This is a genomic window from Nevskia sp. (assembly GCF_021732705.1).
GTDB lineage: Bacteria > Pseudomonadota > Gammaproteobacteria > Nevskiales > Nevskiaceae > Nevskia.
On sequence record NZ_JAKFUM010000009.1, the window covers coordinates 46,172 to 60,689 of the forward strand.

The window sequence follows — 14,518 nt, forward strand, 5'->3', positions numbered from 1 at the left end:
TCGGATGCGCCGTCGTGCGCACCTACCCGTCCCGATTCGCAGTGCCGCCCCCTCAACCGCCGCCCCCATGACCACCAACGCCGACTGGATTTCGCGCTCGCTCGCCCACGTCTGGCATCCGTGCACGCAGATGCGCGACCACGAGGCTGGTGGCGCGCTGCCGCTGGTGCCGATCGCCTCGGCCGAAGGCGTCTGGCTGACCGATTTCGACGGCAAGCGTTACATCGACGCCGTCAGCTCGTGGTGGACCAACATCTTCGGCCACCGCAACCCGCGAATCGTCGAGCGGGTCAAGGCGCAGCTGGACCGGCTCGACCACGTGCTGCTGGGCGGTTTCAGCCATCAGCCGGTGGTGGAATTGAGCGAGCGGCTGGTCAGGATCGCCCCGAAAAGCGCCGGCAGCGAAGCGCTGACCCGCTGCTTCTACGCGGACAACGGCAGCAGCGCGATCGAGGTGGCGCTGAAGATGAGCGCGCATTACTGGCGCAATGTCGGGCAGCCCGGCAAGACCCGCTTCATCGCGCTGGACAACGCCTATCACGGTGAAACGCTGGGCGCGCTCGGCGTTTCCGGGGAAGGCATGTATCGCGATGCCTACTCGCCGCTGATGCAGCCGCCAATCGTCGTGCCGTCACCGGACTGCTTCGACCGCACGCCGGGCGAATCCTGGGAGGACTACACGCGTCGCCGCTTCCGGCTGATGGAGGAAACGCTGGCGAAGCACGCGCACGAAGTCGCCGCGGTGATCGTCGAGCCGCTGGTGCAGTGCGCCGGCGGCATGCGCATGTACCACCCGATCTATCTCAAGCTGCTGCGCGACGCCTGCACGCGCCATGGCGTGCACTACATCGCCGACGAGATCGCGGTCGGCTTCGGCCGCACCGGGCGGATGTTCGCCAACGAGTGGAGCCAGACCACGCCGGATTTCCTGTGCCTGTCCAAAGGTCTGACCGGAGGCACGCTGCCGCTGGCCGTGACCATGACCACGAACACGGTCTACGAAGCGTTCTACGCCGACTACGCCGCACAGCGCGCCTTCCTGCATTCGCACAGCTACACCGGCAACCCACTGGCCTGCGCAGCGGCTCTCGGCGCGCTCGACCTGTTCGAGCAGGAAGACTGGACGGCCCGCAACCGCATCACCTCGGCCGGCATCTGGGGACTGATGGGAGAACTGGCGACGCATCGCAACGTCATCGACCTGCGCCAGCAGGGCATGATCCTCGCCGTCGAGATCGCGCGGAATCCGCGCAAGCGCGAAGCCTATCCGGCGTCCGAACGGCGCGGGCTGCGGGTCTATCGTCACGGGCTCGAGCATGGCGTGCTGCTGCGGCCGCTCGGCAACGTGATCTACCTGATGCCGCCGTACGTCATCGACGATGACGCACTGGTGCAGATGTGCCGGGTCGCGATCGACGGCATCCACGCCGCCACCCGCGACTGACGCCCGCAGGCGTCAGTGCGTGCCGGATGGCGGGCGGCGCTCTTCCATCAGCGCCATCGGGTTGCCTTCGCTGTCCTCGAAGAACGCCATCCACAGGTCGTGATCGCCCATCGCGGCCACCTTTTCCGGCATCTGCAGGGTGGTCGCGCCATGGGTCTCGATCAGCGCGAATGACGCGGCGATGTCGTCGACCTTGAAGTAGACGATCGACGTGCCCGGGTCATCCTCGCCGGGCGGCATCAGATCCAGCACCAGCCGCAGGCCGTCGCAGTCGAAGAACGCCATGCGCTCGGCGACGGTGAACAGATGCTTCAGGCCGAGCACGTCGCGATAGAACGCTTCGGCGCGCGGCAGGTCCTCGACCGCGATCGAGACCTGCCCGATCCGGCTGATCGACAGCGGTGGCGCGACACGGCGGGATGCGGCTTTCGTCATCGATTCAGGTCTCGGCAGGCGTTACCTGCGGCAGCCGCAGGCGAATGATCCGGTTCACCGCATCATCGCCCGGTTGGGCGTTCGTTGTCCCGCCACGTCATCCGCCGACGTCGCGGACGCGCGACCGTATTGACGCGCGACCGAGCCGCTTCGATCCGGGTCGCGCCAGTCCCCGGGCTGGTGGAACATTTTGAGCGGGCTGGCCCGCTCCGCGAATGGCGGGGCCTCGCCGGCACCGGTGGCGCCGAAGCAACTGCCCTGCGCCATCGCGATCGCGGGCTGAACGACGCGCGCTGCGGCGAATGGTGCGCGGCGTCGCCTGATCGATGCCGCGGATCGTCAAAGGCGGGCCGGCTTTCTGTAAAATCCGCCGACCGATCATTCAGAACCGAATTGCCATGACCTTCGTCGTCGTCGAAAACTGCATCAAGTGCAAGTACACGGACTGTGTGGAAGTCTGCCCGGTCGATTGCTTCCACGAAGGCCCGAATTTCCTCGTGATCGACCCGGAAGAGTGCATCGACTGCACGCTGTGCGAACCGGAGTGCCCGGCCAACGCGATCCTCGCCGAGGATGACGTGCCCGAAGATCAGAAGCACTTCATCGCGTTGAACAAGGAACTGTCGGCCGAATGGCCGGTGCTGACCGAAAAGAAGGACGGGCTTCCGGGCGCCAAGGAGTGGGACGGCAAGCCTGGCAAGTTCAAGCTGCTGGAACGCTGATCCCGGCGCCTTCGCGCCACCGACCGTTCCGACCATCACGCCGCGCGCATGAACGATCCGCGCGCGGCGTGGTGCCTGTTTCCGACCGGCGCCGCGTTCGTCGATCAGGTCGCCATCCGTCTGGTGGCGCTGCATCGCGAGCGACTCCCCGATCTTTCGCACCTGACCCTGGTCGTCGCGTCGCCGCTGCTGCTGCGGCCGCTGCGCGAAGCCCTGGCCCGCGCCGCCGGCGGGGCCCTGCTGATGCCGCGGTTGCTGAGCCTGGCCCAGCTTGCCGCGTCGGAACGCGACCCTGAAGCCCCCGCCCCGCTGACGCCGCTTGCCTGCCGCCTGCAATTGGCGGCGTGGCTCGCACGCCTGAGCAGCGTCTTCCCGGGCCGTGACCCGGTGCGCGTGGCCGATGCCCTGTTCAACCTGTTCGAGGAACTGAGCTTGAACGCGGTGCGGCTGCCGACCGAGGCCGACGCCTTCGCCGAGCAGCTGCGCGCCGCGTACGCAGCCCCGGAACTCGACGCGCTGTCGCGCGAAGCGCAGCTCGTGCATCAGCTCTGGCGCGCCTACACCGACGAGATCGGCGACCGTGCGCCGGCCGTTGCCCACCTGCGGGCACTGCGTCTGGCCTGCGCGGCGATGCACGACACGGTGCTGATCGGCCATGACCAGCTCGGCCGCGCCGAAGCCACGCTGCTGGCGCCGGCCCTGCTCGAAGGCCGCGCGATGCTGTGGACCCGGGGCCGGCGCGAGGGTCACGACGGCGACAGCCTGCGCCCGTTGGCACAGCGACTCGGCATCGAGCCGGTTGCACTCCCACCGATCGGCAGCGTGCGCGGCGCGCTGCTCGACAGCCTGTTCGATGCCGACGACACCCCGCTGCTGCGCCGCGCAGCGCGTTTGTCGGGACGAGGCCCAACCGGCGTCCGGCTCGTCGCCGCCCGCTCGCCCGAGCACGAGGCACGGATCGTCGAACTGGCCGTGCGCGAAGCGCTGCTCGCCGGCCACCGCGACGTCGTCGTGGTCAGCGGCGATCGCCGGCTGGCGCGCCGCGTGCGCGCACTGCTCGAACGTGCCGGCATCGCGCTGGACGACCGCATCGGCTGGACCCTGTCGACCAGCCGCGCCGCCGCCACCGTCGCCGCCTGGCTCGAATGCCTCGAAACCGGCTTCCACTACCGGCCGCTGCTCGACCTGCTGAAGTCCGGTTTCTTCGTCGGCGAGCCGGTCGAGCGGCCCGAGCCGCCGCTGGCCGCGCTGCTCGATCGCCTGCTGCATTTCCCGCCGCGCGATCAGGCCGACGTGCCGCGCAGCGGGCTGCCGGCCCTGCAAGGCCTCGCCGAGAACCGCTGGCCGGCGCTGTTCGAACGCCTGCAGCGCGCCGCCCACGAGCTGCCGGTGACCGGTGCGCCCCGTCCGGCGGTCGACTGGGCACGTGCGACCTTGGCCAGCCTCGTCACGGTCGGCCTCGCGGCCGGTCTGGCCGAGGATGCGGCCGGTTCCCAGGTCGTCGCCGCGCTGCGGCAGCTCGAACAGGCGCTCGACGGCGTGCCGCTGCGCCAGTCGTGGCGCGAGTTCCGCGCGCTGCTGGACCAGCATCTGGAAACCTCGACGTTTCGCCCGGACGTCGACCCGGCACTGCCGCGCGTGCCGCTGGTGACGCTGGACCAGACGGCCGGCCTGTCGGCCGACGTCATCGTGCTGGCCTCGGCCACCCGCGCTGCGCTGCCGGGTGCGGCGCCGGGTGAAGTGCTGTTCAACCATGCCGTGCGCGGCGAGCTGGGACTCGACGGCTGGCCGATGCGGCAGGCCCTGACCCTGAGCCGGCTGCGGGCGCTGCTCGAAGCTGCACCATCAGTCGTCGCCAGCTTCGCGGCCGACGAGGACGGCGATGCACCGCAGCCCTCGCCATGGCTCGAAGCGTTCGCCGCGCAGGCGGTCGCCGCCGGTCACGACACGCCACTCGATGAACGACTCGCCGCGCGAGCCGGCACGGCCGCCACCCAAGTCGCACCGCAGCGTCCGATCGACGTGCAGCCGATGGCGATGCCGGCGCCGCCGGCCGACGCCGCGCTGCTGCCGGTCAGCCTCAGCGCCGGTGGCCATCAGCAACTGATCGACTGTCCGTACCGCTGGTATGCCAACCGCCAGTTGCGCCTCGACGCCGGGCAGGATCCGGATGCCGACCCGAACCGCAGCGACTATGGCGACCGCGTGCATCGCATCCTGTGCGCGTTCCATGCGCAGCACGAGGACGCGCTTCCGCCGCCGTACGCGGGCGCGGCCGATGCGACCGCGATCGCCGCCCACCTCGCACGGCTGGCCGATGCGGTCTTCGCGCCGGATCTGGCTGCACGCCCGCTGGCGGCGGTCTGGCGCCGCGAGTTCGCCGCCGTCACGCCCTGGCTGGCCGAGCAGCTTGCCGAGCGGCTCGATGCCCGGATCGAGGTCGAGGTCGACCTGCCGCGCGAGCGCGCCGGCTGGCAGATCGGCGGCCGGGTCGATCGCGTCGAACACCGCGACGCCGGCGCCACCATCGTCGACTACAAGACCGGCCGCGCCGCGGAGCCCGCCGACATCGTCGCGGGCGAAGCGGTGCAGCTACCGCACTACGCGCTGGCGATCCACGATCCGGCGGCGATCGAGTACTGGCGGCTCGGCGGCGACCTGGCCCCGCACAAGCGCGTGGTGACGGTGCCGGACGAGACCTTGACGCCGCTGCTGGCCGCGATCGAAACCCGCCTGCAATCGCTGCGCACGCGGCTGGCGGCCGGCCATGCGATGCCGGCCAACGGCACGGCGGCAATCTGCGAGCATTGCGATCACAGCGGCCTGTGCCGGCGCGGCACGTGGATCGCCCCGCCATGAACGTCGCGCTCGATCCCGCCCGTTCGGTCAGCGTCGTCGCGTCCGCCGGCAGCGGCAAGACCTGGCAGCTGGTGTCTCGCATCGTGCGCCTGCTGCTCGACGGTGCCGACCCCGGCGGCATCCTCGCGCTGACCTTCACCCGCAAGGCCGCGTCCGAGATGCGCGAGCGGGTCGAGGCGCGGCTGCGCAGTCTGGCTTACGCCGAAGATGCGGCACTGGATCGCGAGCTGCGCACGCTCGATCTGGAACCCTCCCCGGCTCTCCGGGCGCTGGCCCGCAGCCAGTATCCGCGCCTGCTGCAGGCGCCGTTCGGCCTGCGCGCGCTGACCCTGCATTCGTTCTGTCAGGACCTGCTGACCCGATTCGCGATCGAGGCCGGCATTCCGCCGGGCTACACCTTGCTCGAGGACGAGCGCGACGTGCTGGCCGAGGCCTGGGCCACGCTGCTGGAATCGCTGCGCCGCCAGCCCGGCAGCGCCGAAGCTGCGGCCTTCCGGCAACTGATCGACGACGGCGCCAGCGAGCACGCGCTGCGCGGCTGGCTCGAAGGCTTCGTGGCCCAGCGCAGCGACTGGCGCGCCCTCGTGCAGGACTGGCCGGCGGACGAGCAGGTCGAGCATTACCGCGCGCTGCTGGCCGATGAACTCGGCGTCGATCCGGATGACCCCGCGCCGCCGGAGTCCGCGCTGATGACGGCGGCCGTCGAGACCGAGCTGATGGCGCTGCACGACCTGCTGGTCGAGTGCAAGGGCCTCGGCACCCTGAAGCCCGAGATGGCGGGTACCGCGCTGGCTGCGCGCGACCCGGAAAGTCGTTTCCTCGCCGCGTGCAAGCTGCTGACCGGCGACGGCGAGCGACGGTCACTCCGGCAGAAGAAGGACGTCGGCGACGCGGCGTTCGCCCGCATCGTCGCCGCCTACAACGCGGTCTGCGCGGTGCTGGATGCCATCGCCTCGGCTCGCCTCGCCCGCCGCAACTGGCAGCGCGGCGTGGCCGCCGCCACGCTCGGCATCCGGCTGCTGGCCGCGCGCGACGAGGCGCTGCGCGCCCGCAACGCGCTCGGTTTCGATGATCTCGAATGGCATGCCTGGAAGCTGCTGCGCGGCCCGGATCGCGACTGGGTGCAGTACAAGCTCGACCGTCGCATCGAACATCTGCTGCTCGACGAATTCCAGGACACCAGCCCGACGCAATGGGCGCTGCTGCTGCCGATCCTCGACAACATGGCCGATGACGGCGAACGCCGCCGCAGCGCGTTCGTCGTCGGCGATCCGAAGCAGAGCATCTACGGCTTCCGGCGCGCGAATCCCGAACTGCTGCTGCGCGCCGGCGAGCACCTGCGAGACCGGCTCGGCGGGGTCTCGATGCCGCTGAACAAGTCGCGCCGCAGCGCCCCGGCGGTCATCGCCTTCGTCAATGCGCTGTTCACCGGTGATGACGCCACCGCGATCGGCTTCGCGCCGCACGACACCTGGCGCCGCGACGACTGGGGTGCGGTCGAAGTGCTGCCGCGGGTCGTGCCGGATGCCGAAACCCTCGCCGCCGCCGTCGCCGAGAAGGCCGCGCGCAAGCAACTGGTCGTTGGCACGCTGCGGGATCCGCTGACCGAGGCGCGCGAGGATGAAGAAGCCAGCCTCGCCGCGCGCGAGGGCGCGCAGGTCGCGGCCCGCATCCGCGCGCTGGTCGAGGCACGGCTGCCAGTCGCCGTCGATGGCCAACCACCGCGCCCGCTGGCGTGGGATGACGTGATGATCCTCGCGCGCGAGCGCACGCACCTGCGCGCAATCGAGGCCGCGCTGGCGGCGGCGCGCATTCCGTTCGTCGGGTCGGCACGCGGTGGTCTGCTCGATACCGTGCTCGGCCGCGATGTCATGGCACTGCTGCGTCTGCTCGACAGTCCTCAGCGCGATCTCGATCTGGCCCATGTGCTGCGCTCGCCGATGTTCGGCGCCAGCGATGCCGATCTGATGCAACTGGCGCTGGCGCGCGACGACGGCCGCGACTGGTACAGCCGCCTGCTGGCGCTGGCGGCGCGACGCGAACCGCGCCCGCCGCTGGCGCGCGCGGCGGATGCGATCGCATCGTGGCTGCAGGCCGCCAGCCGCCTGCCGGCGCACGACCTGCTGGATCGCATCGACGGCGAACTCGATCTGGCGTCGCGCTACGAAACGGTGATGCCGGCGGACCGCCGCATCCGCGCCAATCTCGGCGCGCTGCTGCAGCAGGTGCTGAACAGCGATCAGGGCCGCTACCCGACCCTGGGCCGGCTGAACCGCGAACTCGCGACGCTGGCGGCCGCCGGCAAGCACGCGCCGGACGAGGCACCGCCGGCAACGGCCGACGCCGTCCGCGTGATGACGGTGCATGCCTCGAAGGGCCTGGAGGCGCCCGTCGTGTTCGTCGTCAACACGGCACCGAAGCCGAACAGCCGCGATGCCGGCTGGCTGGTCGACTGGCCGTCCGATGCGGACCGTCCGCGCGCCATCGTGCTGGTCGGCAACAAGGCCGAGCGCGATGCCCGCAGCGCGGCACTGGTCGAAGCCCGGCGTCAGCGGCAGGACCGCGAAGCGCTGAACCTGCTGTACGTCGCGACCACGCGGGCCCGGCAATACCTGTTCGTGTCGGCGTTCTCGCAGAAACAGGAAGACGCGACGCGGCGCTGGCATCAGCACGCGGTCGATGCGATGACGGCCCTGGTGGCCGCGCACGGGGCGAATCCGTTGCCAGCGGCGCCCGCCGGAACGCTGGGCATCCAGCTCGGCGACTTTCCGGTGCTGCCGGCAGACGCGGCGATCGAGCCGGCGATCATTGACGCCGCCACCGAATCGCCACGCCTTCGCGAGCGCCTGCCGCCGCTGCCACGCGCTCGCGCCACGCCATCGGACGGCAGCCGCAGCGCCCGCGATCCGGACGCCGTGCTGCGCGGTCGCGCGATTCACTGGCTGATCGAGCAACTCGCCCGCGGCCGCCCGGTGCAGGACGACGCTGTCGCCAGCCAGTTGCAGGCGCAGTTCGGCGAGCCGGTCGATCCGACCCTGGTCGCCGGCTGGCTGGCCGAAGCCCGGCGCGTGCTCGCCGCGCCGGCACTGGCGATGCTGTTCTCGTCGCCGAACATCCTTCGCGCGTGGAACGAGGTGCCGGTGCAGTGGCAGGAGGACGACGGCCGCGCCGCGTCCGGCGTCATCGATCGGCTGATCGACGACGGCGCGCGGCTGTGGATCGTCGACTACAAGACGGCACCGCGCCCGGATGCCGCCGCGCTGGACGCAGCCCATCGGCCGCAGCTCGCGCTGTATGCCGACGCGATTGCCCGCGTCTTTCCCGGCCGCGCGATCCGCGCCGGGCTCGTCACCACGGTCAACGCGCAGTGGCTGCCGCTGATCGAACGCGCGTGATCGAGCCGCGCGAGACGGTAAGCCCGAACCGCACGCTGAACCGGCATCGTCACCGCACTGTCTGAACCTTGCATCAAACTGTGGTCGACGCGGCACCTTGCCGCGCCAGGTATCCGGAGAAACCCGTTGTGCGTGTGCTGACTGCTGTCGTTGCCGTTGCCGCCGCCCTGCTGTCCGGCTGCGCCACCACCCGCTTCATCGAGCCGACCGAGCTCGAACTCGGCCACGCGCCCGGCCCGCACGCGTCGGACATCGGCGAGGACGGCTATCTGCAGGTGCAGGTGTCAAGCAATCTCGGCGGCAATGCCGAGCGGATCAAGTTCTACGGCAGCGATGCACCGAAGCTGATCGTGGTCACCGCCAAGCTGCAGCCGAATGCCGGGCCCCAGCGCGACCAGCCGGCGCCGGAAGTGCCGATCCTGAGCTACGACGTCGGCAAGGCCACCAGCGAAGACCTGACCGCCCGGACCCTGGCCGGCGGCATCGTGGTGAAGGCCGGCTCGCTGTCCGGCGCGGCGACCTTGACCCTGATCGTCCGCGGCATCACCGAGAGCGGTGCTGCGACCCTGGGGCCGCTGATGGAAACGATCAAGAAGACGCCGGCCGCGATCAGCGGCGCCGCGACCATCCTCGGCGGCGTGCCGATCACCGCGTTCCAGACCCTGGTGGTGCCGCTGCTCGAGAAATCGGCCGGCAATGCCAACCAGAAGTGGGAGAAGAAGAAGGAATACACGTTCCAGATTGAGGACGGGCTCGATTCCCTCGATGGCCGCGTCGTGGCCTTCCTGCTGCTGACCGAGGACAAGCGCGAGCCGCTGAAAGCGGAACTGTGCACGATCGACTACGAGCGCCCGAAGCTGTGCCTGACCCGCGACAACGTCACCACACCGCTGACCACGCCGTACCTGCTGTTCGATCTGCGGGTCAGCGACTATCGGCCGATCGACGATCTGGTGCCGCAGGGTGGCCCGTGCAGCACCGACCGCACCGTGCTGGCGAAGACTGCCGACGCCATCGCCGCCGGCGCGCTGACTGCCCGTCAGGCGTTTCTCGAAGACCTGATCGTCAAGCGTCGCCTGGTACTGGCCGATATCCGCGACTCCGGTGGCTCGATCGATCGGTTGTCGCGCGCGGCGTGGCGCTACGAGCGCCTGCCGGAACCGGCGCCCGACAGCCCGCGCCATGCCTACTGGAAGAAGCATCTCGCCGCGCGCAGCCAGCGGGTCGATGAATGCATTACCGAAACCCTGGCCGCCACCGCGCTCAGCACCCGCCGCGCGTGGAACACGCTGATCGACGGCTACCGCGCCATCGATGACGTCGAGGACGCGCTCCATCGCAATGCCGACAACCCGGTGCCGGACGCGGCAGACGCGGCCAAGGTCGAGATCGCGTTGCGCAAGCTCAACACCGCCGAGGCGATTCCGGCGATCGACGCGGAATCGCGCGCCTATCTGGTCGCCGGCATCAGCAATGGATCGAGCCTGCTCGAACGCTGGTATCGCGCCGAAGTGCTGCGGATCACCGGCACCACCAGCAGCCCGGATACGGCGGCGGCGGAACTGAAGCGCATGCTCGCGCGTACGCGCTGCACCGCCTGCGTCAGCGTCATCAATGGCGCGCTGACCTCGCTGCAATCCGGCGCCAGCACCCGCAGCACCGAAGCCGCCGTGCGCCGGGACGGCCTGGTCGTCGATGCCGTGCGCACCGGTGCGCGTGTCGATGCCGCACGCTCGGTCAGCGACGCCCGCGCCGGCGGCACGGAGGCGCTGCGCGATGCGGTGGACCGCAGCCTGGAGGTCAAGCCGTCGGAAGCGAGTGCGGCACCGACGCTCGACGCGCTGCACGACCGCGTCGATATCCAGCGTGACCGCGCCGATGCTTCGCTGGACCGTGCGTCGCCGCCGGCTTCGCCTCCGGTCGAAGCCAGCCCGTAGCACCCGTACGGACCCGGACTTCGGGACTGCATTCACATCCACCCGAGCCTTCTGCCCACCTGTTGAAGGCCGGCTCTGGGCGGCCGGGGAGCATCCGCACGGCGCTTCCATGGCACGAACGGCGATCCGTCCGCCTCGCGGGACGACGGTTTCCGAGGCGACCACGGAATCCGCCGAAACGGCGTGCGCAGCATGAATTCGGGACGCTCGGGGCTGTCCCGTCATCGACGTTTCATTGACGATGAGCGCTGATCCCGCTGCATGGAGTGCGCGACATGTCCTCGACCCTTTCCCGCCGGAATGCTCTGGCCATCACGCTGATCACGACTGCGTTCGCTGCCCCCGCCATGGCGGACCGCGGGCCTGACGCCGCCACCGACCGTGTGGCGACAGCGGACGCCAACTCGCGTATCGGCGTTGCCCTGCCGCTGGTCGCCGTGCGCTCGGCCACCACGGATGTTGCGCTGGTCGAGGCCGATCGCCAGCGCGTCGCCGCGAAGATCGCGGCCTGTCTCGCGAACGCGGCGACGTCGGGCGGCGATGCCAGCCGGGCGTTCCGCGTCGAAGTCGCGATCACCAGCTATGACAAGGGCAACACCTACGTTCGCTCGATGGTCAGCGGCGTCGCGGCCGTCCACGCCGATCTCGCGGTGAACCTCGTGTCCCGCATCGACGGCCGCGTTGCGCGGCAGATCAAGCTGTCGCAGGAATTCGAGCCCACCGTGGTCAGCAGCTCGAACAGCCGGATCGAAGACATCGAGGACGCGCTGGCTGTCGCCGTGGCCGAGGCTGTGCGCGGCGCGGAAATGGCGATTCGTCCGGCTGATCGCGGCCCGGGCTGATCGCTCAGACGGTTGCGCGGCGGCGGAAGAAAATCAGGCTCCATAACGGGCCGAACACGAACCAGAAGAAGACCGCACCCAGCGCGTGCTGGTGCCAGATGCGCAAAGGCGCCTTGACGGCCTCATCGGCCAGCACGGCGATCATCAGCTCCAGCAGGCTCAGCGCGATGATCCACGCGACGATCGAGCGCAGCCACAGTGCCAGCTCGTGGCGCACGGCAGCCCATCCGGTGGGCGCTGGCGGCGGAATGGCGCCGCCCGCGAAGCGATGGGCGAAGTTCACGTCAGCCCATCGGATGGCGATGGCGCCGAAAGCGACCGTGAATCCGACATACACCGCCGCGAACCCGTGGGCGAAGGTCGCGGCAGTGCCGGAATGCAGGTCCAGCGCCGTGAACGCGAGCAGCAGCAGATCGATCGCCGGCAGGCTCCGCAGCAGCCAGCGGCTCGCGCCTTCCCGACGCAGCCGGTAGCGGACGACGAGGCTCAGCAGCAGCACCAGCCAGAACCCGATCTCGCAGCCGACGATCAGCAGGTAAAGCATGAATGGCCTCGCAGCGGGTGGCGCGTCGCCCCCGTTGATCCTGACGCCGATGGCGTCGATGCGAATTCGCGCGGCGACTTCAGCAATGAGCGCGGCTTGCTCGCCGTCGCGGAGCCGTCGACGCGGATATCAGGCGCTGGCCGGCCCGGGATGGCGACGCTGGATCTCCGCCACCGACTCGGCAACCAGTTGCGCAAGCACCTGGGCATCGAGATCGGCCAGCCGCCGGAAATAGAGGCAGGCCTTGCCCATCCTGTGCTTGCCGAGCCTTGCCAGCAGCGCCTGCTGTTCGGGGCTTTCGGCCACCAGATAAACGACCAGGTCCTTGCCGCGGACGGCGAAGCCCGTCAGGCACGACTCGCCGGTACGGCCGCTTTCATAGGTGTACCGATAGCTGCCGTAGCCGACGATGCTGGGCCCCCACATCCGGGGCGACTGCCGGGTGACCGTCTTCAGCAGGGTCATCAGCTTCGTGCAGTCGTCCCGCTGTTCGCCGCTGGCCTTCGACGACAAATACTCGTCGACATCGACCGCTGTGGGCTTCGTCTTGGCTTCGGACATCGACTGGGACTCCGTACCGGGTGGATATCGGCGATGACGACGGCTTCGCGCCGCGTCTGACCACGATCAACTTGCCAGAGACACTCGCCACTCGGCAATGACGCGCCTCGCCATCGGCCATCAAAGCCGTTGCTGAATGGTTCTCGCAATGCCTCATCCCGCGTCGGCAACGCGGTCAACCGCTGGACGCTTCTCCGGACACCGCCGTTGGCAAAGCGTTGGATCCCGATGGGTATTCCGTGGGGACCTCGGCGAGCCATCCGGACAAGGCTCGCTTGCCGGTGACGGATCGACCGTCGCCTGCCGCAAGCCGCCCATTCCACGAGGAACTCCCGATGTCCGACAACAACCCGCCGCGCCACCCCATCGTGTTTGGAGAAACGGTGATCGTGGGCGCCAAGCAAACGAGCAGCGTCACCCGCGTCGCTGGCCAGATCTCCGTGCTGTTCGACCGACTGGGAGCCGCGGCCTGGCGCGATCAGCCGTCCGCCAGCCACGCGGTCGAGATCGTGATCCCGATCATCGAGGCTGCGGGGAACGCAGCGGTGATCATCGACATGCGCGGCCAAGGTGGCACCTACAGTGACGGTACCGCCCTGGTGGTGGCCCACGACGGCAATCTCGATCAGACCGCTCGCTTCGACGAACCGCGCGATTTCCATACGGGCTGGGCGTGCCCGGTGTTCGCCGGCCAGCGCCTGCGGCTCAGCCTGCTGGTGACGGCACGGCAGGGCGATCAGGCGAACAGCGATGCGCTGGTGCAGGTCGATTCAATCGACATCACGGCGGCCCAGGCGCCGAGTGGGACGATGTCGAAGCCGCTGCCGACAGCGGAGCGCATGAAAAAGCTGCGTTGAAGGCGTCTGCACGTCGTATGACCGCTCGCGGGTCGCGCTTCGGCGCAACGAGGCCACGGTCGAGGTCGTCGCGCCGTCCGGATGAAACGGACGTTGCCCGGTTTCGATTCAGCTTGAACGGAGGCTGGCGTCCTGTGCCAGCAACCGTTCGACCAGTTCGTGGTCGGCAGGCTTGTCGACGTCCACCGCGGCGCGGCCGAACGGCATGTCGACGACGGCCGGAACCGCCCCGCCGGCCAGCACGCCGAGACGCTGCATCGCACTGGCGAGGCTCAGCCAGCCCACGGCGTAGCGCAGCGCGTAGCTCGGACCGAGCAAGCGCAGCATGCGGATCGGCTGCTTGCGCAGCGCTTCGACATGCTTCCACAGCTCGGCGAGGCCGTTGGCCTTCGGTGTGGCGAAATAGAACAGGTTGCAGCCGCTGTAGTGCGCCTCGCGGAAGCGCAGCCAGGTGCGCTGCGTCCCGGGCGTGGCGGCCAGCACGACGTCCGAACGCGCGAGCCCCAGCGCGGCATCGGCACCGGCCGGCACATGGCCGAGGAAATGGCTGACCCAGGCCGGCTGCAGCAGCGCGTGGTCGGCGGTGGTGATCAGGATCGGGGCCGGATGCTGCGCAAGCGCGGCCACGACACTGCGGCTCGGGCTGCCGGCGGCAGGAAAGGTCTCGACCGGCTTGCCGTTGGCGGCAGCCGCCAGCCCGGGCAGCACGCGAACCAGTTCCGGCGCTTCGATGATGACGACGATCCGGGCGATTTCCGGTGTCTGACCGAGCGCAGCGATCACGCGCAGCAGCATCGGCACGCCGCCCACCGGGATCAGCGCCTTGTGCGGCACGCTGAACGCCTGCGCCATCGGATCATCCGGCCCGCGCGATCCGGCCAGCACGAGCGCGGTCAGGCCGGTCTTGATCGATGCCGCCATG

General features: G+C 69.8%; 11 protein-coding genes. 7 read left to right on the forward strand and 4 right to left on the reverse strand.

Features of this window, described 5'->3' with window-relative positions:
* The first annotated feature begins 67 nt into the window (after positions 1-67).
* On the forward strand, positions 68-1,444 hold the full coding sequence (locus QZ951_RS10975; RefSeq protein ID WP_293000626.1) for an adenosylmethionine--8-amino-7-oxononanoate transaminase: 1,377 nt from the start codon (positions 68-70) through the stop codon (positions 1,442-1,444).
* Positions 1,445-1,456: 12 nt separating this feature from the next.
* Here QZ951_RS10975 and QZ951_RS10980 read toward each other — a convergent pair whose 3' ends face one another.
* Positions 1,457-1,879 (reverse strand): VOC family protein, encoded by a 423-nt coding sequence (locus QZ951_RS10980; RefSeq protein ID WP_293000627.1) that lies wholly within the window; start codon positions 1,877-1,879, stop codon positions 1,457-1,459.
* Between the two features lie 398 nt (positions 1,880-2,277).
* Here QZ951_RS10980 and fdxA point away from each other — a divergent pair, with 398 nt between their 5' ends.
* The 5 genes from fdxA to QZ951_RS11005 all read left to right on the forward strand — a co-directional run bounded on the left by fdxA (position 2,278) and on the right by QZ951_RS11005 (position 11,634).
* Entirely contained in the window at positions 2,278-2,601 is a 324-nt protein-coding gene (gene fdxA, locus QZ951_RS10985; RefSeq protein ID WP_293000628.1) for a ferredoxin FdxA, read from the forward strand.
* A gap of 48 nt (positions 2,602-2,649) precedes the next feature.
* The gene (locus QZ951_RS10990; protein ID WP_293000629.1) at positions 2,650-5,460 is read left to right on the forward strand and encodes a PD-(D/E)XK nuclease family protein; all 2,811 of its coding nucleotides are present in this window, start codon (positions 2,650-2,652) and stop codon (positions 5,458-5,460) included.
* A complete protein-coding gene (locus QZ951_RS10995) occupies positions 5,457-8,855 on the forward strand; it encodes an exodeoxyribonuclease V subunit beta (protein ID WP_293000631.1) in 3,399 nt (1,132 codons plus the stop codon). The genes QZ951_RS10990 and QZ951_RS10995 overlap by 4 nt, the downstream gene beginning before the upstream one ends.
* A gap of 128 nt (positions 8,856-8,983) precedes the next feature.
* Positions 8,984-10,792: a hypothetical protein gene (locus tag QZ951_RS11000; RefSeq protein ID WP_293000633.1), complete on the forward strand. Its 1,809-nt coding sequence runs from the start codon at positions 8,984-8,986 to the stop codon at positions 10,790-10,792.
* Between the two features lie 275 nt (positions 10,793-11,067).
* The gene (locus QZ951_RS11005; protein ID WP_293000635.1) at positions 11,068-11,634 is read left to right on the forward strand and encodes a hypothetical protein; all 567 of its coding nucleotides are present in this window, start codon (positions 11,068-11,070) and stop codon (positions 11,632-11,634) included.
* 4 nt (positions 11,635-11,638) lie between these two features.
* Here the strand turns inward: QZ951_RS11005 and QZ951_RS11010 are convergent, their stop codons facing one another.
* Positions 11,639-12,178 carry a hypothetical protein gene (locus QZ951_RS11010; RefSeq protein WP_293000636.1) on the reverse strand — a complete coding sequence of 180 codons (540 nt, stop codon included), beginning with the start codon at positions 12,176-12,178 and terminating at the stop codon, positions 11,639-11,641.
* Between the two features lie 129 nt (positions 12,179-12,307).
* Positions 12,308-12,739 (reverse strand): DUF1801 domain-containing protein, encoded by a 432-nt coding sequence (locus QZ951_RS11015; RefSeq protein ID WP_293000637.1) that lies wholly within the window; start codon positions 12,737-12,739, stop codon positions 12,308-12,310.
* 335 nt (positions 12,740-13,074) lie between these two features.
* Between QZ951_RS11015 and QZ951_RS11020 the strand changes: the two genes are divergently transcribed.
* Entirely contained in the window at positions 13,075-13,596 is a 522-nt protein-coding gene (locus tag QZ951_RS11020; RefSeq protein ID WP_293000638.1) for a hypothetical protein, read from the forward strand.
* Positions 13,597-13,704: 108 nt separating this feature from the next.
* Here QZ951_RS11020 and QZ951_RS11025 read toward each other — a convergent pair whose 3' ends face one another.
* A complete protein-coding gene (locus QZ951_RS11025; RefSeq protein WP_293000640.1) occupies positions 13,705-14,517 on the reverse strand; it encodes a nucleotidyltransferase family protein in 813 nt (270 codons plus the stop codon).
* Position 14,518 lies beyond the last annotated feature (1 nt).